The organism is Rhizobium sp. 01N424, from assembly GCF_056399485.1.
In genome coordinates, this window is record NZ_JBFTRK010000001.1 from 642,878 (window position 1) to 664,093 (window position 21,216).

A 21,216-nucleotide genomic window follows, 5' to 3' on the forward strand; every position below is an offset into this window, starting at 1 on the left:
GTCAGCCCGGCTCGTTCACGAAGGCGAAGCGCGAGGTGAGCCGCACGCCGCCAGTATTGTCCTTCGGCATCGCTAGGCCGTAGCCAAGCCCCGGCACGATCGGATCGACCACATAGCAGGCACGCGCGAAAACGATTTGCGAGCGCTGCCCGCCGGTGTAGGTGGTGACAGGGTCGATATTGACGCTCCGGTCAACGCAGGAGGTTTCGGTTGTCGGAAAGTCGGTCGATTTGCTGATCGGCGTGAATTCGATGCGGATCGACTTGAGGCAGTTGGTCAGAATGATCGCCTCGTCGCAGACCTTTTTCTTGAAATCATCATAGGTGAAATTCGAACCGGCGACCTGCAGCGCGCGCGAACCACGGCTGACGGCGCGGTCGAGCATGATCGATTGCGTCATGATCCAGCCCGCTTCGAAGGTCGAGAAAACAAGCGAGAAGACGATCGGCGCCAGGATGGCGAATTCGATCCCGGCCGCGCCGCCGCGATCACGTCTGAGACGATTGAGAATGCGGGTCACTGTGTCAGCCTCAGCTTCTTGATCGAGGTCGAGATCGACTTGAAGGCATCGCCGATGCCGGAGCCCGACGCCGGATAGTAATGGCCGGGGCTGGTGGCGCAGTTGGTCATCTGCGTCGTCGCATTGCCACTCACTTCGAAACCGATGGTGAAGACGGTGATGCCGTTTGTCTTGGCCGCGGTGCAGACCGAAGACAGCATCTTCGCCGTATCCGTGGAGTTGATGATCTGCTTGTTGTCAGGCGCTTGGCTGACCGGGCGGCTGTAATCCTTCGGGCGGTACTGCTCGGTGATCGCACCATCCGTCATCAGCACGATGACCTTCATCGTATCCGGATCGCCGAAGGCCGCCGGCCGGTTGGCGAATTTCGCATCCATCATCTTGGCGTCGATCGCGGCATTGACGATGGTCTTGGCACCCGGATTGAGCAGCATGTAGCCCCACTGCATGGCATTCTGCGTGCCGGTGCCATCATGCAGTTCAAGCTGCGTGATGCGGTTCTTCAGATAGGTCGCATCGTTGGAGAAATAGGTGATCGCCGTCGATTCCACCGGGCACCACCAGGGCTTCAGATCGGTACGGCCGTAGTTCCACTGGGTGAAATGCGGAACTTGCGCCGCATCCTTGAAGCTCGGCACGCCGCTGCCGAAACCGGTGGTGCTGAGCTCGACGCAGGAAGAGTTCGAGTGGTCGCGCTTGGCGCCGAGCTTGTCGAAAACAGCCGCGCCGATATTCACGTGTCCGGCATAGGGCACGATGGTGATCGTCGTATAATCCTTGGTCTCGTCGGTCAGCACCTGATCGATGAACTGCTGGGCCGCCTTCTTCAGGTTCTTGATGCGGTTGCCGTTCATCGAGCCGGACATATCCAGCATCAGCGACATCTCGATATTCTGCTTGGCTTCCTCGGCGGTGGAGACAGCCGCGACGCTCAGCTGACGGACGCCGACAAGGTGGATGAAGGTGGTATTCATCACATAGGCGGCGCTGGCATTGATCTTGCGGGAATTCAGCCCCTTCGTCTCAGTAAAGTTGAGGGCGATGTCCTGTGCGTAGTCGAGGTTCTTCATGAAGCTGCGCAGCGTGTCCTCGGGCTTCTCCTTCTGGGAAAGCGAAGCGGCAGCCAGCACGCCGCGATCGAGGCCATCCTGCATTTCGACGCGGATCGCTTCATAGCGCGCCAGATCGATGCCGGCACCGCCCATGGCAATCAGCGGAACGAGCAGCAGGGCGAAGACCATGGCGACATTGCCGTTGGTCTCGCGGGCGAGCCTGCGCGCTTTCGAAAGAAGATGTCTCATCGATTTCCCTAAGTTGATGAGACGATTTGTATTTTACATAAATTAGAATTTCGTAATCAAAACATTACTAAGTCGTTCTAAATAAAACGCAATAATAGCATCTTGATTGCGGAAGTATCGCTAAGCGCGAAATCTATGCGGCTAAGGCGCCAGTTTTAGAACTGGCGCCTCGCTTCATGATTGATTACTTGGTATTTTCACTCAACCATGCGTTCATCTCGGCAATTTCAGCTTCCTGAGCCTTGATGACGGCTTCGGCCAGTTTGCGGATCTCCGGATCCTTGCCGTATTGCAGTTCGATCTTCGCCATGTCGATCGCACCCTGATGATGTGGGATCATGCCACGGACGAAATCGACATCGGCATTGCCGGTCATCTCGACCATCATGTCCTTGTGCATCTTGGCATTGGCCTCGGCAAAGGCGTGACTGGAGGCGCCGTGGTCGCCCATCGGCTTGCTCATGTCCATCTGTATATCCTCGGCGCAGGCCGGAGCGGCAAAGGCGAGAGTGGAGATCAGAGCGATGATTTTCATAGACATGCGAGGTCCTTCCTCTGTCTGACAAAAGAGATTGCACGATCATGCTCGTGCGGCTGTATCGCGCGATTGTCAGATGAAACGGGGAGGGGGCGCCTGCGGGGCGGGACGCAGATCGGCAAGCGCCTTTGCTGCCGCTGGTGCGGGATACGCAAAGACATGCTTTCCGCCATCACTGATCATCACGGCGGCAGGCGTCACCACGCAGTAGGAGCAAATCGACATATGGCTTGGATTGCCCGGCGCGCACGGGTCCTTAGACATCTCGTGACCACTGTGCTCCGCCACCAAGTCAGGCATATCGGCCATACCATGCATGCCATGCTGCATCTCTGATGCCGATGGCTGGCTCATCGCTGCGCACATAGGACAGCCCGCCCAGGCGGACGCGCTGAACGTCAGCCAGCCGAATATCATCGCTATGATCGAAACGAGACGCATGACAGAGACATAGGTTATGGCAGGCGTTCAGCCAAGGGCTTCCGCCTAAAGCTTTGCGGCCTTGCGCAGCACATCGTTGATCCGCCCCTGCCAACCCTTGCCGGTGGCCTTGAAGGCATCGATGACATCAGGATCGAGCCGCAGCGAAATCTGCCGCTTCGGCTTCTCCATCACCGGCCGGCCGCGCGCCCGGCGAATGCTCTCGGCAAGCTCGGGAAACACTTCCGCGAAAGGCCGCGCATTCTTGAAGTCTTCCTCGGTCCATTCGGGATTGTCAGGGTCGTCGGCAATGCCGCGCTGAATCCGTGCTTCCTCCTCGTCAGTGAGGGCGGGAACTGTCCGTTTGGAGCTTTTCATAGAGCCTTCTCTCTTTCCGGCTCGCTGGGCGCATCGAGATGATTGAAATGCCTTCGCTGCCCAATGCTGCAAAGACAACTGAAAGGATGTCGCCGACAGCGAAGCCGATCGCCTTGAGCCGCCGGTCTCTGGCTTCAAGAATCACCGCGTCGGCAAAGAATTCGAGATCGAGCTCGCGAAAATCCAGACCGTGCTTGGTCAGATTTCGAAACCGCTTCGGCTCGTCCCAAACGATCTTCACCGCAATGATATCCGATATTAAAAGTGATACAATAAATCCTGGATTGTAACCAGAATAATCTGCATCTCAATAGACGGCAATCACCTGATGAACGATCTGGTAGTCGCGGCTTTCCTCGCCAAGCGGCGCCACCGGCCAGGCCCAGGATGCCTTGGTCTCCGCTGGCGGCTGAACGCCCTGCAGCAGATCGGCCGTCTCATGGGGTTTTCCGGTCCGGTCATTCACGGCATAGGAAATATCGGTCACCAGACAGGTGGCGCAGGGAAGCGCTTTCAATCCATCGATATGCGCCGCGATCAGCCGCTGGACGGTGTCCTCTGGCATGGCGCCGTCTTGCTCTGCCTCGAAGCGCCGCTTCACGCCGCGGCCGATCTGCGACAGCAGGTTCGCCGAAACCACGAAGTCCAGGTAGGGTACGCCGCGCAGAAAGCCGAGCGGCTCGGCATGGCCCGCCGTCTGCAACTCCCCATAGCCCGAAAGATCGCGCTCGATCAGGCGGACATTCCGGTACCCTTTCGCCTTCAGCCAGAAACGGACGGAGGCGAGGTGAACCAGATCGACAAGCACCACGGTATCGAAGGTCTTCGCTAGTGCCTCGATCGGCACGTCGCGCAGCAGGCCGGAGCCGAGCACCACTGCCGTGCGCTTCTGGCGGAGGCCGGATGCTGCGGCCAGCATCGCCGCCCGGCTCTTTTCCTCGTGCTCCGCCCATTGGCCGCTGCAGCGCCTCGCGCGGGACCAGAGGTTGACGGAATAGCGGATGAACTTGCGGTGCGGCTTTGCTGTCACCGGCAGCGTTGCTAGATAGAAAAGGGCTTCGATTATCATGAAGGTCTAACGGTAGATTTCGCGGCGATGACCGATCTCGATCACCAGGATGACGAGCCGGCTGTCCTGGATATCGCAGATAATGCGAAAGTCGCCAACGCGATAGCGCCAATATTGCCGGAGCCTGTCGCCCTGAAGGGCTGCGCCCAGCTGGCGCGGGTCGTCGAGTGCAGCAAGCCTCACGTCAAGAAACGCGCGGATACGGTCCCGGTCTTGTTTGCTGAATTTTTTGAGGCTCTTCTGCGTGGCGCGCAGATATTCAATCGTCCATGCCACGCCAGAACTCCTCAGCGCTGACGATTTCCTCTTCACCGCGTTCGATACGATCCATCGCCGCATCCGCTGCGGCAATGTCGTTAAGGTCTTCGAGATGCTGCTCGATCACTTCGAGAACATAGGCATCGGTCGCCGCGCCGGCCTTGGCGGCGTGCTCGGCGATCAGCCGATGAATTTCATCCGGCATTTCAATGGTGACGCGCTTGTTCATCGCTCGATCCTCAATCGGCCAATATATAACAGTTCGCCAGTGGCTTCGCCACCCTTCGCCCTTGCCGCTCCCCGCCCAATCCGCTAGGAAACCGCCACTGTCACACTGTGGAAATCCCCTGAAATGAACGACACCAAGAAGAAACCGCAAAAGCTCAAGGCCCGCCTGCCGCGCGGCTTCGTTGACCGCTCGGCTGCCGATATTCGCGCCGTCAACGAAATGACCGCGAAGATCCGCGAAGTCTACGAGCATTATGGTTTCGATCCTGTCGAAACGCCGCTGTTCGAATATACCGACGCGCTCGGCAAATTCCTGCCGGACGCCGATCGTCCGAACGAAGGCGTCTTCTCGCTTCAGGACGACGACGAGCAATGGATGAGCCTGCGCTACGATCTGACGGCGCCGCTCGCCCGTCATGTCGCCGAGAATTTCAACGATATCCAGCTGCCCTACCGCACCTACCGCGCCGGCTACGTCTTCCGCAACGAGAAGCCGGGCCCGGGCCGCTTCCGCCAGTTCATGCAGTTCGATGCCGATACGGTCGGCGCGCCCGGCGTCCAGGCCGATGCCGAAATGTGCATGATGATGGCCGATACCATGGAAGCGCTCGGCATCAAGCGCGGCGATTACGTGATTCGCGTCAACAACCGCAAGGTTCTCGATGGTGTTCTGGAAGCGATCGGTCTCGGCGGTGACGACAAGGCCGCCCAGCGCCTCAACGTGCTGCGCGCCATCGACAAGCTCGACAAGTTCGGTCCTGAAGGTGTCGCCCTCCTGCTTGGCCCCGGCCGCAAGGATGAGTCCGGCGACTTCACCAAGGGCGCCGGCCTCGACCAGAACCAGATCGACAAGGTGCTCTTCTTCGTTGGCATCAAGGACTATGCCGAAAGTGCTGCCCAGCTTGCAGAACTCGTTGCCGGGACCTCGAATGGTGGGGAAGGCGTCGAGGAACTCAATTTCATCGGCAGCCTCGTCACCAGCGCCGGTTACGGCAGCACCCGCATCAAGATTGACCCCTCCGTCGTTCGCGGCCTCGAATATTATACCGGCCCGGTCTACGAAGCCGAGTTGCTCTTCGATGTCACCAACGAGAAGGGCGAAAAGGTCGTCTTCGGCTCTGTCGGCGGCGGTGGACGTTATGACGGCCTCGTCTCGCGCTTCATGGGCCAGCCGGTGCCGGCAACAGGCTTCTCGATCGGCGTGTCGCGCCTGATGACGGCGTTGAAGAACCTCGGCAAGCTCGGCCAGAGCGAGGTGATCGAGCCGGTTCTCGTCACCGTCATGGATGGCGATGTCGATGCCATGGGCCGCTATCAGCGGATCACCCAGGAGCTGCGCGCTGCCGGTATCCGCGCCGAGATGTATCAGGGCAACTGGAAGAAGTTCGGCAACCAGCTGAAATATGCCGATCGCCGCGGCTGCCCCGTTGCCATCATCCAGGGCGGCGACGAGCGCGCCACCGGCGTGGTGCAGATCAAGGATCTGATCGAGGGCAAGCGCCTGTCCGGTGAGATCGAGGACAATGCCAGCTGGCGCGAAGCGCGCGTGGCGCAGGAAACCGTCGCGGAAGCCGATCTCGTCGCCAAGGTGAAGGAAATCCTGGCGGCGCAGGCGGAAGATCGGAAGCGGGCGTCGAATGCCTGAGCGGGGCGCACCCCCCTCTGGCCTGCCGGCCATCTCCCCCTCAAGGGGGGAGATCGACTCGTTGTTCGATCTGAGCCAAACAGTCAATGTGGAGCGGGCGTGTGAGCCCGGCCGATCTCCCCCCTTGAGGGGGAGATGTCCGGCAGGACAGAGGGGGGTATCCCCGGAGACTTCAACGCCATGCCTCTGACAAACCTCCCCGCCTTCTCAACCGATCTCCTCGCCGAGTTCGCCGCCCGCAACACCGAGCGCATCGACATGCCCGTCATCCAGCCGGCCGAACCCTTCCTCGATATCGCCGGCGAGGACCTCCGCCGCCGTATTTTCATGACGGAAAGCGAAACCGGCGCCAGCCTCTGCCTGCGGCCGGAATTCACCATTCCCGTCTGCCTGCGCCACATCGAAACGGCGACCGGTACGCCGAAGCGCTATTCCTATCTCGGCGAGGTCTTCCGCCAGCGGCGTGATGGCAGCAACGAGTTCTATCAGGCGGGGATTGAGGATCTCGGCGAGACCGATACGGCGAGCGCCGATGCGCGCGCCATCGGCGATGCCATCGCCATCCTGCAGCGGCTGATCCCGGGAAAGACGGTCTCGACCGTTCTGGGCGACCAGGCCGTCTTCGAGGCGGTTGTCCAGGCGCTTGGCCTGCCGCTCGGCTGGCAGAAGCGGCTGATCCACGCCTTCGGCAACATGACGCAGATTGAGGCGCTGCTGGCCAGCCTCGTCAGCCCGCAATTCGTCACCGGCCTCGATGACGACATTGCCAGGCTCGTTGCAGCCGGCGATGACAAGGCGCTCATCGCCCATATCGATCAGACGATGGAAGCGACCGGCTATTCGACCAATGCCAGCCGCTCGCCTGCCGATATTGCCCGCCGCCTCAGGGAAAAGCTGGTGCTGTCGGAAACAAGGCTCGATGACGATGCCTTCCGCGTGCTGGAAGAATTCCTGTCACTCAACGTGCCGCTGGCCGATGCATCTTCAGCGCTTGCAGGCTTTGCCGATGCCGCAGGGCTGAAGATCGGTGCGGCACTGTCGCATTTCGACAGCCGTCTGGCCGCGCTTTCGAATGCTGGCCTCGATCTCTCGTCGATGGATTACCGCGCCGCTTTCGGCCGCCCGCTGGATTATTACACCGGTCTCGTCTTCGAGGTCAGCGTCGAGGGCTCTTCCGCCGTGCTTGCCGGTGGCGGGCGCTTTGACAAGCTGCTGAACTTCCTCGGCGCCCGGGAGCGTATCCCCGCCGTTGGCTTCTCGCTCTGGCTCGATCGCATCGAAACGGAAAGGGCCGTCGCATGACTGTGACCATCGCACTGCCCTCCAAGGGCCGCATGAAGGACGATGCCTCCGCCATTTTCGAGCGCGCAGGCATGAAAATCACCGCCGTCGGCAACGACCGCTCCTATCGTGGCCGCGTCGAAGGCTGGGATGATGTCGAGGTCGCCTTCCTGTCGGCGTCGGAAATCTCCCGCGAGCTCGGCAACGGCTCGATCGATTTCGGCGTCACCGGGGAAGATCTGGTGCGCGAAGGTCTGGCCGAAACCGACAAGCGTGTCGAATTCTGCGCCCGGCTCGGCTTCGGTCATGCCGATGTCGTCGTCGCCGTTCCGGAGATCTGGCTCGACGTCGATACCATGGCCGATCTCGGCGACGTCGCGGCTGAGTTCCGCGCCCGCCATGGCCGCCGTCTGACGATCGCCACCAAATACTGGCGGCTGACGCAGCAGTTCTTCTCCAGCCAGCACGGCATCCAGCTTTATCGCATCGTCGAGAGCCTGGGGGCGACCGAGGGCGCACCGGCCTCCGGTTCGGCGGATGTCATCGTCGATATCACCTCGACGGGCTCGACGCTGCGGGCAAACCATCTGCGCGTCCTCAATGACGGCGTCATCCTGCGCTCCGAGGCCTGCCTCGTTCGCGCCCGCAAGGAAGGCCATGCGGCCGAGCCGTCGGTGGCGAAGATCGTCGCCGCGGTACGCGGCGCGCTCTGATTTCTTCCGGATTTCGGAAACGAAAAAACCCGCCGTCTCGCGACGGCGGGTTTCTTTATGCTTGGGAGGCCGATTTCGCTTAGGCAGCGACCGGATATGCGCCGCGGCGTGCATCGATCGAATAGGCGCCAGCGCCGACGGTGGCGAGCAGGATGTAGGCGCCGGCCAGCGTGAAGTTCTTCATGACCATGATCTGGTTCAGAGCGTTGATCCAGCCGTTTGCGCCGGCCGGGAAATCAGGAACGTTGACGGCAGGCAGGTGGAAGACGACGGCCGTGAAGATACAAAAGGCAGCCAGCAGCCAGCCGACGATACGCACCTGGAAGCCGACGAGAACGGCAAGGCCGGTCACGAGCTCGAAGAGCCCTGCGAGGTAGGTGAGGGCGGTGGAGGCGGGAAGGCCAGCGCCTGCGATCATGCCGGCAGTGCCAGCCGGGTCGGTGAGCTTGCCGAAGCCGGCGAGTATGAACATGAAGGACAGAAGAATGCGGGCGACGAGAACGATGATGTTGGTCGTATTCGACATGGAAGTAATCTCCGTTTGAATCACTGTGAGATCGGCTGATCTCGTTGACCCACTTGTCGCGCATTTTGTCGCAGCTGGAAAGATAAACGAAAGGGGACGGTTCGTTCAGTATTTTGAAACGATGATCCGTCTCCCGCCGCTTGTCTTGGCGCCGCCCGCCTGTCTATGGTCAGGGTCCAAACCCCATGGAGATTTCAATGGAAGACCTTTCAAGTTTCCCGATCACCAAGCGCTGGCCAGCAAAAAATCCCGATGTCATCCAGCTTTATTCGCTGCAGACGCCGAACGGCGTGAAGATTTCGGTGGCACTGGAGGAACTCGGCCTGCCCTACGAGCCGCACTATGTCGGCTTCGCCAATAATGACCAGAAGTCGCCGGAATTCGTTTCCCTCAATCCGAACGGCCGTATCCCTGCGATCATCGATCCGAACGGTCCTGACGGGAAGCCGATCGGTATCTTCGAATCCGGCGCCATCCTGCTTTATCTCGCCGAGAAGACCGGCAAGCTGATCCCCGCCGATGCGGCTGGCCGCTACGAAACCATTCAGTGGGTGTTCTTCCAGATGTCGGGCCTTGGCCCGATGCTTGGCCAGTTCGGCCACTTCTACAAGTTTGCGGCCGATAAGGTCGCCAACAATTCCTATCCGATGGAGCGCTATCGCGACGAGGCCAAGCGTCTGCTGGGCATCCTGGAAGGCCGTCTGCAGGGCCGCCAGTGGATCATGGGCGATGAATACACGATCGCCGATATCACGACGTTCCCATGGATCCGTGGCGCCGATCTGTTCTATGGCGGTGGCAAGGTTCTGGAATATGAGAAGTTCCCGGCCGTGCGGGCCTGGCTGGAGCGCTGCATTGCCCGCCCGGCCAGCGCCAAGGGGCTCAACGTTCCGGTGAAGCCGGAGTAGTAGCGCAAACAAAAAGGCCTGTCGCGAGACCGGCCTTTTTCATAGAGCTCTACCGTTTACTGGCGGCTGGCGGCCTGACTGGTGTTTTCAAGCTTGAAGCGCGGGAAGATGAAGACGCCGACCATGCTGCCGGCGTATTTCTCCTCAAGTCCGGCGGACTCGCCCATGCAGAACAGCGGCTGGCGGAAGCCGTTCGGCATGACGATCGTCGTCGAGAAACAGAAGGACGAGGAGAGCGTTGCTGCTTGTTCGAACAGCGCCAGGATATGGGCACGGTCCTTGACGTCATAACAGCGCATAAGGCTCAGCAGCCCGCATTCCTGGCCGGCCAGACCGTGAAGCATCGAGCTCCATTCGCCGAGCCGGATGATGCCGCTCGAAAAGTCACCGTTCCAGGCCTCGGAGACGGAAAACTGCGCCAGCATTTCCTGATTGTGATGGGTCAGATCAAAGGAGCCAGGCGTGAGCGGGGCGGCAACATTGGCTTTGGCGATCTTGAACAAATGGGGTTCCCCGTGTCGGGCGCAGTTCAATGCAGCGCACTCGTGCGGTGTGACGAAAACATCTTCATGCGCACCGGTCATCATGTCCGGCCGTGAGCAGAATTACGGCGCCGCCGGTGCGGAACCCTTTCATGCTCTTCTCAAAAATTCTGGCGCGGAATGCTCTGCAGCCGGTGTCATTTGCAAAATACGGTCTTCCGCTGGCGGGCGGAAAAATATCGTCATGCACTGCAATTCGCAGCGCGGATTTATAGGCAGTTTTTGAGAGGCGGCAAATGCTTTTTCGGGGGTAATCCGCAACGCGAAGGATGCGATATATTGCATGCTTCTATAAAAGGTAGCAGAAATCAAAGTAAAAAGTTGCCCGTTTCGCGAGATGTAAACGGTTACGCTTTGCAAAATTTTCACATTATCGCAGTGAAACCAATTTCATTAAGAAATATCAGCTGCTGATAAAAAACACAGCTTGGTAAGGCTCGCGAAAGCTTCAGAGTCTGATTTCGGTGCGGAATAGACGCTTAAACGTTTTATCGGTTCCGTCGTTGAGACTCTAAAAATTGGTAAGGCCGAATCGCTATCCGCCAAATGAAAAGGGCGGCCCGAAGACCGCCCTTCCGTAACTGAACCGGTTGGCTCAGATGTCAGACCCGAAGGTCTTACATCATGTCCATACCGCCCATGCCGCCCATGCCGCCAGGCATGCCACCAGGAGCGTCCTTCTTCGGCAGCTCGGCAATCATGGCTTCCGTGGTGATCAGCAGCGAAGCAACCGAAGCTGCGTTCTGCAGAGCCGTACGGACAACCTTGACCGGGTCGACGATGCCCATGGCGATCATGTCGCCATATTCAGACGTCTGGGCGTTGTAGCCGTAGTTGTCTTCGTTCTTGTCGAGGACCTTGCCGACAACGATCGAAGCTTCATCACCAGCGTTCTCAGCGATCTGGCGAACCAGCGACTGAAGAGCCTTGCGGACGATGTTGACGCCAGCTTCCTGGTCGTCGTTCACGCCCTTGGCAGTGATCTTCGTCGAGGAACGGAGCAGAGCGATACCGCCGCCGGGGACGATACCTTCCTGAACAGCAGCGCGCGTCGCGTTCAGAGCGTCGTCGATGCGGTCCTTCTTTTCCTTGACTTCGATTTCCGTGGAGCCGCCAACGCGGATGACGGCAACGCCGCCAGCGAGCTTGGCAAGGCGTTCCTGCAGCTTTTCGCGGTCATAATCGGAAGAGGTTTCTTCGATCTGAGCCTTGATCTGTGCAACGCGGCCTTCGATGTCGGACTTGGCGCCAGCGCCGTCGACGATCGTGGTGTTTTCCTTGGAGATCGAAACCTTCTTCGAACGGCCGAGCATGTCGAGCGTTACGGATTCGAGCTTGATGCCGAGGTCTTCGGAGATGACAGTGCCGCCCGTGAGGATAGCGATGTCCTCCAGCATGGCCTTGCGGCGGTCGCCGAAGCCAGGAGCCTTGACGGCAGCGATTTTCAGGCCGCCACGCAGCTTGTTGACGACGAGCGTAGCAAGAGCTTCGCCTTCGACGTCTTCAGCGATGATGAGGAGCGGCTTGCCGGTCTGAACGACGGCTTCGAGAACCGGGAGCATCGCCTGCAGGTTCGAGAGCTTCTTCTCGTGGAGGAGAATGTAAGCGTCGTCGAGGTCGGCGATCATCTTTTCCGGGTTGGTCACGAAGTATGGGCTGAGGTAGCCGCGGTCGAACTGCATGCCTTCGACGACTTCGAGTTCGGTTTCAGCGGTCTTGGCTTCTTCGACGGTGATAACACCTTCGTTGCCGACCTTCTGCATGGCTTCAGCGATGTCTTCGCCAACCTGCTTGTCGCCGTTTGCGGAGATCGTGCCGACCTGGGCAACTTCAGCCGAGGTGGAGATCTTCTTGGCCTTCGCCTGCAGGTCCTTGACGACTTCTGCAACAGCGAGGTCGATACCGCGCTTCAGGTCCATCGGGTTCATGCCGGCTGCAACAGCCTTTGCGCCTTCACGAACGATAGCGCGGGCCAGAACGGTTGCCGTCGTGGTGCCGTCGCCGGCGATGTCGTTGGTCTTCGAAGCAACTTCGCGGACCATCTGGGCGCCCATGTTTTCGAACTTGTCTTCGAGTTCGATTTCCTTGGCGACCGAAACACCGTCCTTGGTGATGCGCGGAGCGCCGAAGGACTTGTCGATAACAACGTTACGGCCCTTCGGACCGAGGGTGACCTGCACTGCGTCAGCGAGGATATCGACGCCGCGCAGCATCTTTTCGCGCGCAGAGCGGCCGAACTTTACTTCTTTAGCTGCCATTTTGAGAACTCCTGAAAAGGGGTGTCAGCGATAATCTGAACGGGATAACCGGCTGATTAGCCGATAATGCCCATGATGTCGGCTTCCTTCATGATCAGAAGGTCTTCGCCGTTGATCTTGACTTCGGTGCCCGACCACTTGCCGAACAGAACGCGGTCGCCAGCCTTGACGTCGAGAGCGACGACCTTGCCGGACTCGTCACGAGCGCCCGAACCGACGGCGACGATTTCGCCTTCCTGCGGCTTTTCCTTGGCGGTGTCCGGGATGATGATGCCACCCTTGGTCTTTTCTTCGGACTCAACGCGGCGAACAACGACGCGATCGTGAAGGGGGCGGAAGTTGGTGCTTGCCATTGTCTAATCCCTCGATCAAATGACATTCGCGGACCGGGGTCCACATGGATGAGTGTTAGCACTCTCCATTGAGGAGTGCTAGCGACGTGCATTTAGGGATGGCTCCAGAAAGAGTCAAGGAAACCATTCACGGATTTTTGCGCCGGAATTGTGGAGAGGTGAGGGGATTTGTCTGACGTGGTTGCCGAGCCCCTGCCACGGCCCGCTTTTTCCGAGGCATTTGCCGTCTGGGCGCGTATCGGCTGTCTGAGCTTCGGCGGTCCTGCCGGGCAGATCGCCCTGATGCACAAGACCGTGGTCGAGGAAAAGCGCTGGATCTCCGAAGACCGTTTTCTGCATGCCTTGAACTATTGCATGCTGTTGCCGGGTCCCGAGGCCCAGCAGCTTGCCACCTATATCGGCTGGCTGATGCATGGTGTGCGCGGCGGCATCGTCGCCGGCCTTCTCTTCATCTTGCCGGGCTTTCTGGTCATCCTGGTCCTCTCCGGTCTCTATGCCTATTTCCAGAACGCCGAGTGGCTGCTCGCTCTATTCTTCGGCCTCAAGGCGGCCGTGCTCGCCGTTGTCATCGAGGCGCTGATGCGGGTGGCCGGCCGGGCGCTGAAATCGAGCTTTCACTATTATGTGGCTGCTGCCTCCTTCGTGGCGCTCTTCCTGCTCAATCTGCCATTCCCGCTCGTGGTCCTTGCCGCAGGCATTGCCGGCTTCCTCGTCGAGCGTCGCAGGCGAAAGGTGGAGGGCGTGGCGCCAGCCGAGGCCTCTAAGCCCGCCAAGGGAATGCTGTCAGGGCTGACCAGCCGAAATATCGCCAGGCCGTTCCTGATCCTCGCTTTCTGGGTGATCGTCTGGCAGTTTCCGCTGCTGATCGTCCGCGAGATTCATGGTCCGCAGGATCTGATTGCCGAGGCGCTGAGCGGCGAGACCAATGTCTTCGCCGCCGTCTTTGTCTTCTTCTCCAAGATGGCGGTCGTCACCTTCGGCGGCGCTTATGCCGTGCTCTCCTATGTCGCGCAGGTGGCGGTCGAACACTATGCGTGGCTGCGCCCCGGTGAAATGCTGGATGGTCTTGCGTTGGCCGAGACGACGCCGGGTCCGCTGGTGCTTGTCCTCTGTTTCGTCGGCTTCATGGCCGGTTTCCGCAATGCGCTCGGCATCGATCCGCTGTTCGGCGGCGCGATCGGCGCCAGCCTCGCCGCCTGGGCGACCTTCGTGCCGAGCTTCATCTGGATCTTCGCCGGTGCGCCTTATGTGGAGAAGCTTCGCCAGAACAAGGTGTTGTCGGCGGCCCTGTCGGCGATCACTGCTGCCGTCGTCGGCGTCATCCTCAATCTGGCCCTATGGTTTGGCCTGCATGTTCTCTTTGCCGATGTCGGCAATATCGCGCTTCTCTCTCGCGCCACCGGCCTGCCGCTCGTCAGCCTGGCATGGCCGGTCTGGAGCAGTTTGAATATTGCCGCGGCGCTGATCTTCGTGGCTGCCTGCATCATGCTTTTCCGCTTCAAGCTCGGCATCGTCAGCATTCTCGGCTTCGCGGCTACAGCCGGGCTGGCTGTGCGCGGCGTCGAGTTGCTTCTCTAGCGCGCCCGGCTGTTTTTGCGCTGCCGGGGCGAAAAAACCTTGCCATCCCGCCGGGCCTTTGCAATGTCACGCCTGACTGAACGCAAATGGGATATCGGAATGGCCAAGCGCATCGGAAGTTTTGCAGAGATCACCAGCCAGTATGACGCGGTGTTCTGCGATGTCTGGGGCGTCCTGCACAATGGCGTCGATCCCTTCCCCAAGGCGGCTGCCGCCCTCGAAGCCGCCCGTGGCGAAGGCCTGACGGTCGTTCTCATCACCAATTCGCCCCGCATCGCGCCTCTGGTTGTCGATCAGCTGCGCCATATCGGCATCCAGGACGGCGCCTATGACCGGATCATCACCTCCGGCGACGTCACCCGCGGCCTGATCGCCGAAGGCCCGAAGAAGGTCTTCCTGCTCGGCCCCGAGCGCGACATCGCCATCATCGAAGGCCTCGGCGTCGAGCGCGTCGATGCGGCGGAAGCGGAATCCGTCGTCTGCACCGGCTTCTTCGATGACGAGAAGGAAGTGCCGGAAGATTACACCGAGATGTTGAAAGAGTTTCAGTCGCGAAACGTGCCGATGATCTGCGCCAACCCGGATCTCGTCGTCGAGCGTGGTCACAAGATGATCCCCTGCGCCGGCGCCATGGCCGCCTATTACAACCAGCTCGGCGGCGCCACCCGCATCGCCGGCAAGCCGCATACACCGATCTATGAAGCCGTGCTGGAAACGGCGAAGGAACTGCGCGGCGACTTCCCGAAGAGCCGCATCCTCGCCATCGGCGATGGCATGCCGACGGATGTGCGCGGCGCTCTCGATTACGGCCTCGACCTTCTCTATATCAGCGGCGGCATCCACGCCAAGGAATACACGCTGAACGGCGAGACGGACGAGGCAATCCTGCACGCCTATCTCGAGCGTGAAAAGGCAACGCCCAAGTGGTGGATGCCGCGCCTCGCATAAGAAGAAGCCCGCCGATGACCGTCTTTCACCGCAATGAAACTCGTGAACCGCTGCCAGCCCACCTGAAGGGCGGGGTGATCGCCATCGGCAATTTCGATGGCCTGCATCGCGGCCATCAATCGGTGCTGACGCCGGCATTGGAGATTGCCCGGGCGCGTGGCGTTCCGGCTCTGGTGCTGACCTTCGAGCCGCATCCACGCACCGTCTTCCGCCCCGAGAGCCCGGTCTTCCGCATCACGCCGGCGCCATTGAAAGCCCGGATTCTCGAAGCTCTCGGCTTCAACGCCGTCATCGAATACCCCTTCGACCGCGAATTCTCGCAGCGCTCCCCTGACGATTTCATCCACGGCATCCTCAAGGATTGGCTCGGCGCCTCGGAAGTCGTCACCGGGGTCGATTTCCATTTCGGCAAGGGACGCGAGGGCGGTCCAGCCTTCCTCATGGATGCCGGCCAGAAGTACGGCTTCGGTGTCACGCTGATCGACGCCTATCGCGATGAGAATGCCGATGTGGTCTCCTCAAGCCGTATCCGGGCGCAGCTGAAGAATGGCGAAGTCAGCGAGGCCGCTGCCCAGCTCGGCTATCACTACACCGTCGAGGCCGAGATCATCGGTGGTGAAAAGCTCGGCCGCCAGCTGGGCTTCCCGACCGCCAATATGCAGCTGCCGTCCGAAGTCGAACTCGCTTCCGGTATCTACGCCGTCCGCTTCCGCCTGCAGAACGGTACGCTCCACGACGCCGTCGCCAGCTACGGCCGCCGCCCGACGGTGACGGAGAATGGTGCGCCGCTGCTCGAAACCTACGTCTTCGATTTCAGCGGCGATCTCTACGGCCAGGTCTGTTCCGTCTCCTTCTTCGGCTATCTCCGGCCGGAGCTGAAATTCGACGGCCTCGACCCGCTCGTCGCGCAGATTAAGCGCGACGAGGAAGAGGCGAGGGCGCTGCTCTCAGGCGTCCAGCCGCTCGGCGAACTCGACCGCTTGCTCTGCTTCAGCTGACCTAATTGCCCGTAGCCCCCTCATCCGCCCTTCGGGCACCTTCTCCCCGAGGGGAGAAGGGAAGAGGGGCATTGCGGCGCGCTCTCTTCTCCCCAGCGGGGAGAAGATGCCGGCAGGCAGATGAGGGGGCCAAGTCCTCGACGCCAGCTAGGCAGCACCCAATGCAGGCGCCTGCTTCCCCCGCGGCAGCGGCGGAAAGGCGAGCGCGATCGCTGCCGCACCGAGCCCCACCAGCGCCGAGCCGATGAACAGCCACGAATAGTTCTGGTAGGTATCGAAGATCCAGCCACCGATCAGCGGCCCGAAGGCCATGCCGATGCTCGACAGCATCGTCGCCGCGCCGAACACCGTGCCGATCACCTTCGGCCCGAAATATTCGCGCGCCAGCACCGCGTAGAGCGGCATTACCCCGCCATAGGCGCTGCCGAAGATCACCGCGAGCGCATAGAACTGCCCTAGCTCGCTAACCGCAAGATATGTCGCCAGCGCCGCCGCCTGCACCAAGAGCCCGGCGACCAGAACCGGCTTGACGCCGAACCTGTCGGCAAGGCTGCCATAGAGCAGCCGCCCGCCAAGGCCGGCCAGTCCCTCGACGCTGTAGATGCTGACCGCCGCCATCGGCGCCACGCCGCAGATCGTCGCGTAGCTCACCATATGGAAGATCGGGCCGGAATGGGCGGCACAGCAGGCAAAGAAGGTGCCGCCCAGAACCAGGAACTGCGGGGAGCGGAAGATCTTGCCGAGCGAGGGCCGCTCGCCGCTTGTGGTTTCCACGGTGCCCGGATCGCTTGCCGGAAATGGCGCGCGGCGGATGAGGAGGGCTGCCGGGATCAGAAGGATCCAAGCGCCGATGCCGATCATCAGCATCGCGGTGCGCCAGTCGTAGGCGGAGATCAGCGCTCGGGCGAGCGGCGAAATCGTCATCGGCGCAACGCCCATACCGGCTGAAACCAGCGACACCGCCAGTCCGCGGTTCTCGTCGAACCATTCGGTGGTCGCCGCAATCATCGGCGCGAAGAAGGCGCTGGCCGAGATGCCGACGATGACGCCATAGGTAAGCTGGAATTGCATCAGCGATCCGGCGCGGCTCGCCAGAACCAGCGCCAGTCCGAGAAGCACGGCGCCGATCATCACCACCGGCCGGGGTCCGAAGCGGTCGCTCAACGCACCCCACATGAAACCGCCGATGCCCATGACGATGAAATTCAGCGTCATGGCGCTGGCAATGCCGGTATGCGACCAGCCGGTCTCGGTGGCGATCGGCGTCTGGAAAATGGCGAGAGAAAACATCGCGCCGAGCGCAACGCATGTCATCAGGGCGCCGGCGGCGACAATGACCCAACGATAGGAACTGCTCATATCCACTTCACTCCCTGTGGACCCGAGAAATGCGGGCGCCCGAGCGGCGGCTCGCATTCCAAGGACGGTCGAGATGCCGCCATTTCGACACTGCCACGAGATTTTTTCTTTGTCTGCAGGATCAGGCTGCTACACAGAGGGGCGCGACGCATGCCCGGCCGTCATGTCGTCAGCCCAAATCCCTCTTCCTTTTCCCGCCAAAAGCGCCTATGAACCGGCCCGATGACAAAATTCCGGCTGGCGATTGCGATACGAATTATCGGCCCGGCCTTCCGCGCGCGCTGAGCGGCCGGAAGGTCCGGGTTTTCAGCGCTTGCCGAGCAAGCGCTTCCGTCACCAACAATTCCACATCCGTTGCGCCTTCTGAGGCCGCCAGAAACGATTGCCAGACATGACCGACACAGCCGAAAAGATCGACTATTCGAAGACCCTCAATCTGCCCGAAACCGAGTTCCCGATGCGCGCCGGCCTGCCGCAGAAGGAGCCGGAGATCGTTGCCCGCTGGCAGCAGATGGGTCTGTACAAGAAGCTGCGCGCCTCGGCCGCCGGGCGCGAAAAGTTCGTGCTGCACGACGGCCCGCCCTATGCCAATGGCAACATCCATATCGGCCACGCGCTGAACAAGATCCTCAAGGACGTCATCAACCGCTCGTTCCAGATGCGCGGCTTCGACGCCAACTATGTTCCCGGCTGGGACTGCCACGGCCTTCCGATCGAATGGAAGATCGAGGAAAAGTACCGCGAGAAGGGCAAGAACAAGGACGAGGTCCCGGTCAACGAATTCCGTAGGGAATGCCGTGAATTCGCGTCCGGCTGGATCAAGACCCAGGCCGACGAGTTCAAGCGCCTCGGCATCGAGGGTGACTTCGACAATCCCTACACGACGATGGCCTTTCACGCGGAAAGCCGTATCGCCGGCGAACTGCTGAAGATCGCCAAGTCGGGTCAGCTCTACCGCGGCTCCAAGCCGATCATGTGGTCGGTCGTCGAGCGCACGGCGCTGGCCGAAGCCGAAGTCGAATACCACGACATCGAAAGCGACATGATCTGGGTGAAATTCCCGGTTGTGCCTCATGATCCACTGAAGATGTGGCATGACAAGACGGCAAACATGCCGGTCGCTGTGCCCACGGATTTTTCGGATCTCGCCGGAGCTTTCGTTGTTATCTGGACGACCACGCCATGGACGATCCCTGGCAATCGTGCAATCGCCTTCTCGTCGCGCGTTTCTTATGGTCTGTACGAAGTGATTGAGGCAGCAAACGACTTCGGTCCGCGTCCTGGCGAAAGGCTCGTCCTCGCCGACAAGCTCGCCGAAGACGCATTTGCTAAGGCCAAGCTGCAATTCAAGCGCTTGCGCGATGTCCCTGCCGACTATCTCGCCGCCATCACCTGCGCCCACCCGCTGAAAGACCTCGGCGGCGGTTACGAATTCGCAGTCCCTCTTCTCGATGGCGATCACGTCACCGACGATGCCGGTACCGGTTTCGTGCACACGGCACCCAGCCACGGCCGCGAAGACTTTGACGCCTGGATGTCGGCCGCCCGCCAGCTGGAAGCCCGCGGCATCTCGACCAAGATCCCGTTCACCGTCGATGATGGCGGCTTCTACACAGCGGATGCCCCCGGCTTCGAAGGAGCCCGCGTCATCGACGACAACGGCAAAAAGGGTGATGCCAACGATCGCGTCATCAAGGAGCTGATCGCCCGCAACGCGCTCTTCGCCCGCGGCCGCCTGAAGCATTCCTATCCGCATTCCTGGCGCTCCAAGAAGCCTGTCATCTTCCGCAACACGCCGCAGTGGTTCGTCTATATGGACAAGGAACTGGCTGACGGCACGACGCTGCGTTCGCGCGCACTGGGCGCGATCGACGATACACGCTTCGTGCCCGCCGCCGGTCAGAACCGCCTGCGCGCCATGATCGAAGGACGCCCGGACTGGGTGCTTTCGCGCCAGCGCGCCTGGGGCGTACCGATCGCCGTTTTCGCCGATGAACAGGGCGAAGTCCTGGTCGACGAAGCCGTCAATCAGCGTATCCTCGATGCCTTTGAACGCGAAGGCGCCGACGCCTGGTTCGCCGAAGGTGCCAAGGAGCGCTTCCTCGGCAATGACCACGACCATGCCAAGTGGAAGCAGGTCATGGATATCCTCGACGTCTGGTTCGACTCGGGCTCGACCCACACCTTCACGCTCGAAGACCGCCCGGACCTGAAATGGCCGGCCGATCTTTATCTCGAAGGCTCCGACCAGCATCGCGGCTGGTTCCACTCGTCGCTCTTGGAATCGGCTGCCACCCGCGGCCGCGCGCCTTACAACGCCGTTCTCACCCATGGTTTCACCATGGACGAGAAGGGCGAGAAGATGTCGAAGTCCAAGGGCAACGTCACGTCTCCGCAGGAAATTATGAAGGATGCCGGCGCCGACATCCTGCGCCTCTGGGTCATGACCTCCGACTATGCCGACGACCTGCGTGTCGGCAAGACGATCATCCAGACCAATGTCGATGCCTACAGAAAGCTGCGCAACACCATCCGCTGGATGCTCGGCACGCTGGCGCATGACAAGGGCGAGGTCATCGCGCTCGCCGAACTGCCGGAACTGGAACAGCTGATGCTGCACCGCCTGGCCGAGCTCAACGAGCTGGTGCGCGAAAATTACGATGCCTTCGACTTCAAGAAGATCGCCCGCGCGCTGATCGACTTCGCTAATGTCGAGCTGTCGGCCTTCTACTTCGACATCCGCAAGGACGCGCTTTATTGCGACGCCCCGTCGAGCCTGCGCCGCCGCGCCGCACTCCATGTCATCCGCAATATCTTCGATTGCATGGTGACCTGGCTTGCGCCGATGCTGCCCTTCACCACCGAAGAGGCCTGGCTGTCGCGCAATCCTGAAGCCGTCTCGGTTCACCTTGAACAGTTCCCGGCTATTCCGGTCGACTGGAAGAATGAGGCGCTGGCCGAAAAGTGGAAATCCGTTCGCGCCATCCGCTCCGTCGTCACGGGCGCGCTTGAGGTCGAGCGCAAGGACAAGCGTATCGGTTCGTCGCTCGAAGCCGCCCCGACCGTGCACATCGCTGATGCGGGTCTGAAAGCAGCGCTCGATGGTCTCGACTTCTCCGAGATCTGCATTACCTCGGATATCGCAATCGACGCGGGCGAGGGCTCTGCTGAGGCGTTCCGTCTTCCCGAGGTTCCCGGTGTCTCCGTCGAGCCGACGCTGGCCGAAGGTACCAAGTGCGCCCGTTCCTGGCGGATTACCAAGGATGTCGGGTCCGACCCTGAATATCCCGACGTTTCGGCCCGCGATGCTGTCGCTTTGCGTGAACTCGGACTGTAAATCCTCAAGAAAGTTACCGGGTGAATTGCTCTTTAGTGGTTCATCCGGTAAAAGCTGC

23 protein-coding genes and 1 pseudogene are annotated in these 21,216 nt (G+C 60.7%); 8 read left to right on the plus strand and 16 right to left on the minus strand.

Annotated features, from left to right (window positions below):
• Window position 1 precedes the first annotated feature (1 nt).
• The 9 genes from AC1DNK_RS03280 to relB all read right to left on the minus strand — a co-directional run bounded on the left by AC1DNK_RS03280 (window position 2) and on the right by relB (window position 4,713).
• Window positions 2-520 carry a TadE/TadG family type IV pilus assembly protein gene (locus AC1DNK_RS03280; protein ID WP_477939267.1) on the minus strand — a complete coding sequence of 173 codons (519 nt, stop codon included), beginning with the start codon at window positions 518-520 and terminating at the stop codon, window positions 2-4.
• Window positions 517-1,821 carry a TadE/TadG family type IV pilus assembly protein gene (locus tag AC1DNK_RS03285; protein ID WP_477939268.1) on the minus strand — a complete coding sequence of 435 codons (1,305 nt, stop codon included), beginning with the start codon at window positions 1,819-1,821 and terminating at the stop codon, window positions 517-519. The genes AC1DNK_RS03280 and AC1DNK_RS03285 overlap by 4 nt, the downstream gene beginning before the upstream one ends.
• Window positions 1,822-2,005: 184 nt before the next feature.
• The gene (copM, locus tag AC1DNK_RS03290) at window positions 2,006-2,362 is read right to left on the minus strand and encodes a CopM family metallochaperone (protein WP_477939270.1); all 357 of its coding nucleotides are present in this window, start codon (window positions 2,360-2,362) and stop codon (window positions 2,006-2,008) included.
• Between the two features lie 69 nt (window positions 2,363-2,431).
• On the minus strand, window positions 2,432-2,800 hold the full coding sequence (locus AC1DNK_RS03295; RefSeq protein ID WP_112518411.1) for a hypothetical protein: 369 nt from the start codon (window positions 2,798-2,800) through the stop codon (window positions 2,432-2,434).
• A gap of 45 nt (window positions 2,801-2,845) precedes the next feature.
• Window positions 2,846-3,157: a BrnA antitoxin family protein gene (locus tag AC1DNK_RS03300; RefSeq protein ID WP_477939272.1), complete on the minus strand. Its 312-nt coding sequence runs from the start codon at window positions 3,155-3,157 to the stop codon at window positions 2,846-2,848.
• On the minus strand, window positions 3,120-3,398 hold the full coding sequence (locus AC1DNK_RS03305) for a BrnT family toxin (protein WP_477939273.1): 279 nt from the start codon (window positions 3,396-3,398) through the stop codon (window positions 3,120-3,122). Before AC1DNK_RS03305 ends, AC1DNK_RS03300 begins: the two co-directional genes overlap by 38 nt.
• 66 nt (window positions 3,399-3,464) lie before the next feature.
• Window positions 3,465-4,226 carry a hypothetical protein gene (locus tag AC1DNK_RS03310; RefSeq protein ID WP_477939275.1) on the minus strand — a complete coding sequence of 254 codons (762 nt, stop codon included), beginning with the start codon at window positions 4,224-4,226 and terminating at the stop codon, window positions 3,465-3,467.
• A 6-nt stretch (window positions 4,227-4,232) separates the two neighbouring features.
• Window positions 4,233-4,502 carry a type II toxin-antitoxin system RelE family toxin gene (locus tag AC1DNK_RS03315; protein WP_477939276.1) on the minus strand — a complete coding sequence of 90 codons (270 nt, stop codon included), beginning with the start codon at window positions 4,500-4,502 and terminating at the stop codon, window positions 4,233-4,235.
• Window positions 4,486-4,713: a type II toxin-antitoxin system RelB family antitoxin gene (relB, locus tag AC1DNK_RS03320; protein ID WP_477939277.1), complete on the minus strand. Its 228-nt coding sequence runs from the start codon at window positions 4,711-4,713 to the stop codon at window positions 4,486-4,488. Before relB ends, AC1DNK_RS03315 begins: the two co-directional genes overlap by 17 nt.
• 123 nt (window positions 4,714-4,836) lie before the next feature.
• On the opposite strand from relB, the gene hisS reads away from it, so the two are divergent.
• From hisS to hisG, 3 genes are all read left to right on the plus strand, one after another.
• Window positions 4,837-6,357, plus strand: coding sequence for a histidine--tRNA ligase (gene hisS / locus AC1DNK_RS03325; protein ID WP_477939279.1), 1,521 nt, complete (start codon window positions 4,837-4,839; stop codon window positions 6,355-6,357).
• A 180-nt stretch (window positions 6,358-6,537) separates the two neighbouring features.
• Window positions 6,538-7,659 carry an ATP phosphoribosyltransferase regulatory subunit gene (locus tag AC1DNK_RS03330; protein ID WP_477939280.1) on the plus strand — a complete coding sequence of 374 codons (1,122 nt, stop codon included), beginning with the start codon at window positions 6,538-6,540 and terminating at the stop codon, window positions 7,657-7,659.
• A complete protein-coding gene (gene hisG, locus AC1DNK_RS03335; protein ID WP_477939282.1) occupies window positions 7,656-8,351 on the plus strand; it encodes an ATP phosphoribosyltransferase in 696 nt (231 codons plus the stop codon). Before AC1DNK_RS03330 ends, hisG begins: the two co-directional genes overlap by 4 nt.
• A gap of 79 nt (window positions 8,352-8,430) precedes the next feature.
• On the opposite strand, the gene AC1DNK_RS03340 is transcribed toward hisG, so the two are convergent.
• Complete coding sequence (locus tag AC1DNK_RS03340; RefSeq protein ID WP_112390586.1) at window positions 8,431-8,877, minus strand: DoxX family protein; 447 nt, start codon at window positions 8,875-8,877, stop codon at window positions 8,431-8,433.
• Between the two features lie 197 nt (window positions 8,878-9,074).
• Here AC1DNK_RS03340 and AC1DNK_RS03345 point away from each other — a divergent pair, with 197 nt between their 5' ends.
• Window positions 9,075-9,785, plus strand: a complete 711-nt coding sequence (locus AC1DNK_RS03345; protein ID WP_477939284.1) for a glutathione binding-like protein — start codon at window positions 9,075-9,077, stop codon at window positions 9,783-9,785.
• A 56-nt stretch (window positions 9,786-9,841) separates the two neighbouring features.
• On the opposite strand, the gene AC1DNK_RS03350 is transcribed toward AC1DNK_RS03345, so the two are convergent.
• From AC1DNK_RS03350 to groES, 4 genes are all read right to left on the minus strand, one after another.
• Entirely contained in the window at window positions 9,842-10,288 is a 447-nt protein-coding gene (locus AC1DNK_RS03350; protein ID WP_112390584.1) for a hypothetical protein, read from the minus strand.
• A gap of 129 nt (window positions 10,289-10,417) precedes the next feature.
• Entirely contained in the window at window positions 10,418-10,696 is a 279-nt protein-coding gene (locus AC1DNK_RS03355; protein WP_477939285.1) for a hypothetical protein, read from the minus strand.
• Window positions 10,697-10,944: 248 nt separating this feature from the next.
• The gene (gene groL / locus AC1DNK_RS03360; RefSeq protein ID WP_112390583.1) at window positions 10,945-12,585 is read right to left on the minus strand and encodes a chaperonin GroEL; all 1,641 of its coding nucleotides are present in this window, start codon (window positions 12,583-12,585) and stop codon (window positions 10,945-10,947) included.
• Window positions 12,586-12,641: 56 nt separating this feature from the next.
• The gene (gene groES, locus AC1DNK_RS03365; RefSeq protein WP_004675403.1) at window positions 12,642-12,938 is read right to left on the minus strand and encodes a co-chaperone GroES; all 297 of its coding nucleotides are present in this window, start codon (window positions 12,936-12,938) and stop codon (window positions 12,642-12,644) included.
• Between the two features lie 168 nt (window positions 12,939-13,106).
• Between groES and chrA the strand changes: the two genes are divergently transcribed.
• The 3 genes from chrA to AC1DNK_RS03380 all read left to right on the plus strand — a co-directional run bounded on the left by chrA (window position 13,107) and on the right by AC1DNK_RS03380 (window position 16,462).
• On the plus strand, window positions 13,107-14,516 hold the full coding sequence (gene chrA / locus AC1DNK_RS03370) for a chromate efflux transporter (RefSeq protein WP_477939286.1): 1,410 nt from the start codon (window positions 13,107-13,109) through the stop codon (window positions 14,514-14,516).
• 99 nt (window positions 14,517-14,615) lie between these two features.
• Window positions 14,616-15,464: a TIGR01459 family HAD-type hydrolase gene (locus AC1DNK_RS03375; RefSeq protein ID WP_112518422.1), complete on the plus strand. Its 849-nt coding sequence runs from the start codon at window positions 14,616-14,618 to the stop codon at window positions 15,462-15,464.
• Between the two features lie 14 nt (window positions 15,465-15,478).
• On the plus strand, window positions 15,479-16,462 hold the full coding sequence (locus AC1DNK_RS03380) for a bifunctional riboflavin kinase/FAD synthetase (protein WP_477939288.1): 984 nt from the start codon (window positions 15,479-15,481) through the stop codon (window positions 16,460-16,462).
• Between the two features lie 7 nt (window positions 16,463-16,469).
• Here the strand turns inward: AC1DNK_RS03380 and AC1DNK_RS03385 are convergent.
• Window positions 16,470-16,625, minus strand: a pseudogene (locus AC1DNK_RS03385) (endonuclease domain-containing protein); the annotation flags it as partial.
• Window positions 16,610-17,821, minus strand: coding sequence for an MFS transporter (locus AC1DNK_RS03390; protein ID WP_477939289.1), 1,212 nt, complete (start codon window positions 17,819-17,821; stop codon window positions 16,610-16,612). The gene AC1DNK_RS03390 and the pseudogene AC1DNK_RS03385, both read right to left, overlap by 16 nt.
• Window positions 17,822-18,212: 391 nt before the next feature.
• Here AC1DNK_RS03390 and ileS point away from each other — a divergent pair, with 391 nt between their 5' ends.
• Window positions 18,213-21,158: an isoleucine--tRNA ligase gene (gene ileS / locus AC1DNK_RS03395; RefSeq protein ID WP_477939290.1), complete on the plus strand. Its 2,946-nt coding sequence runs from the start codon at window positions 18,213-18,215 to the stop codon at window positions 21,156-21,158.
• Window positions 21,159-21,216: the final 58 nt, after the last annotated feature.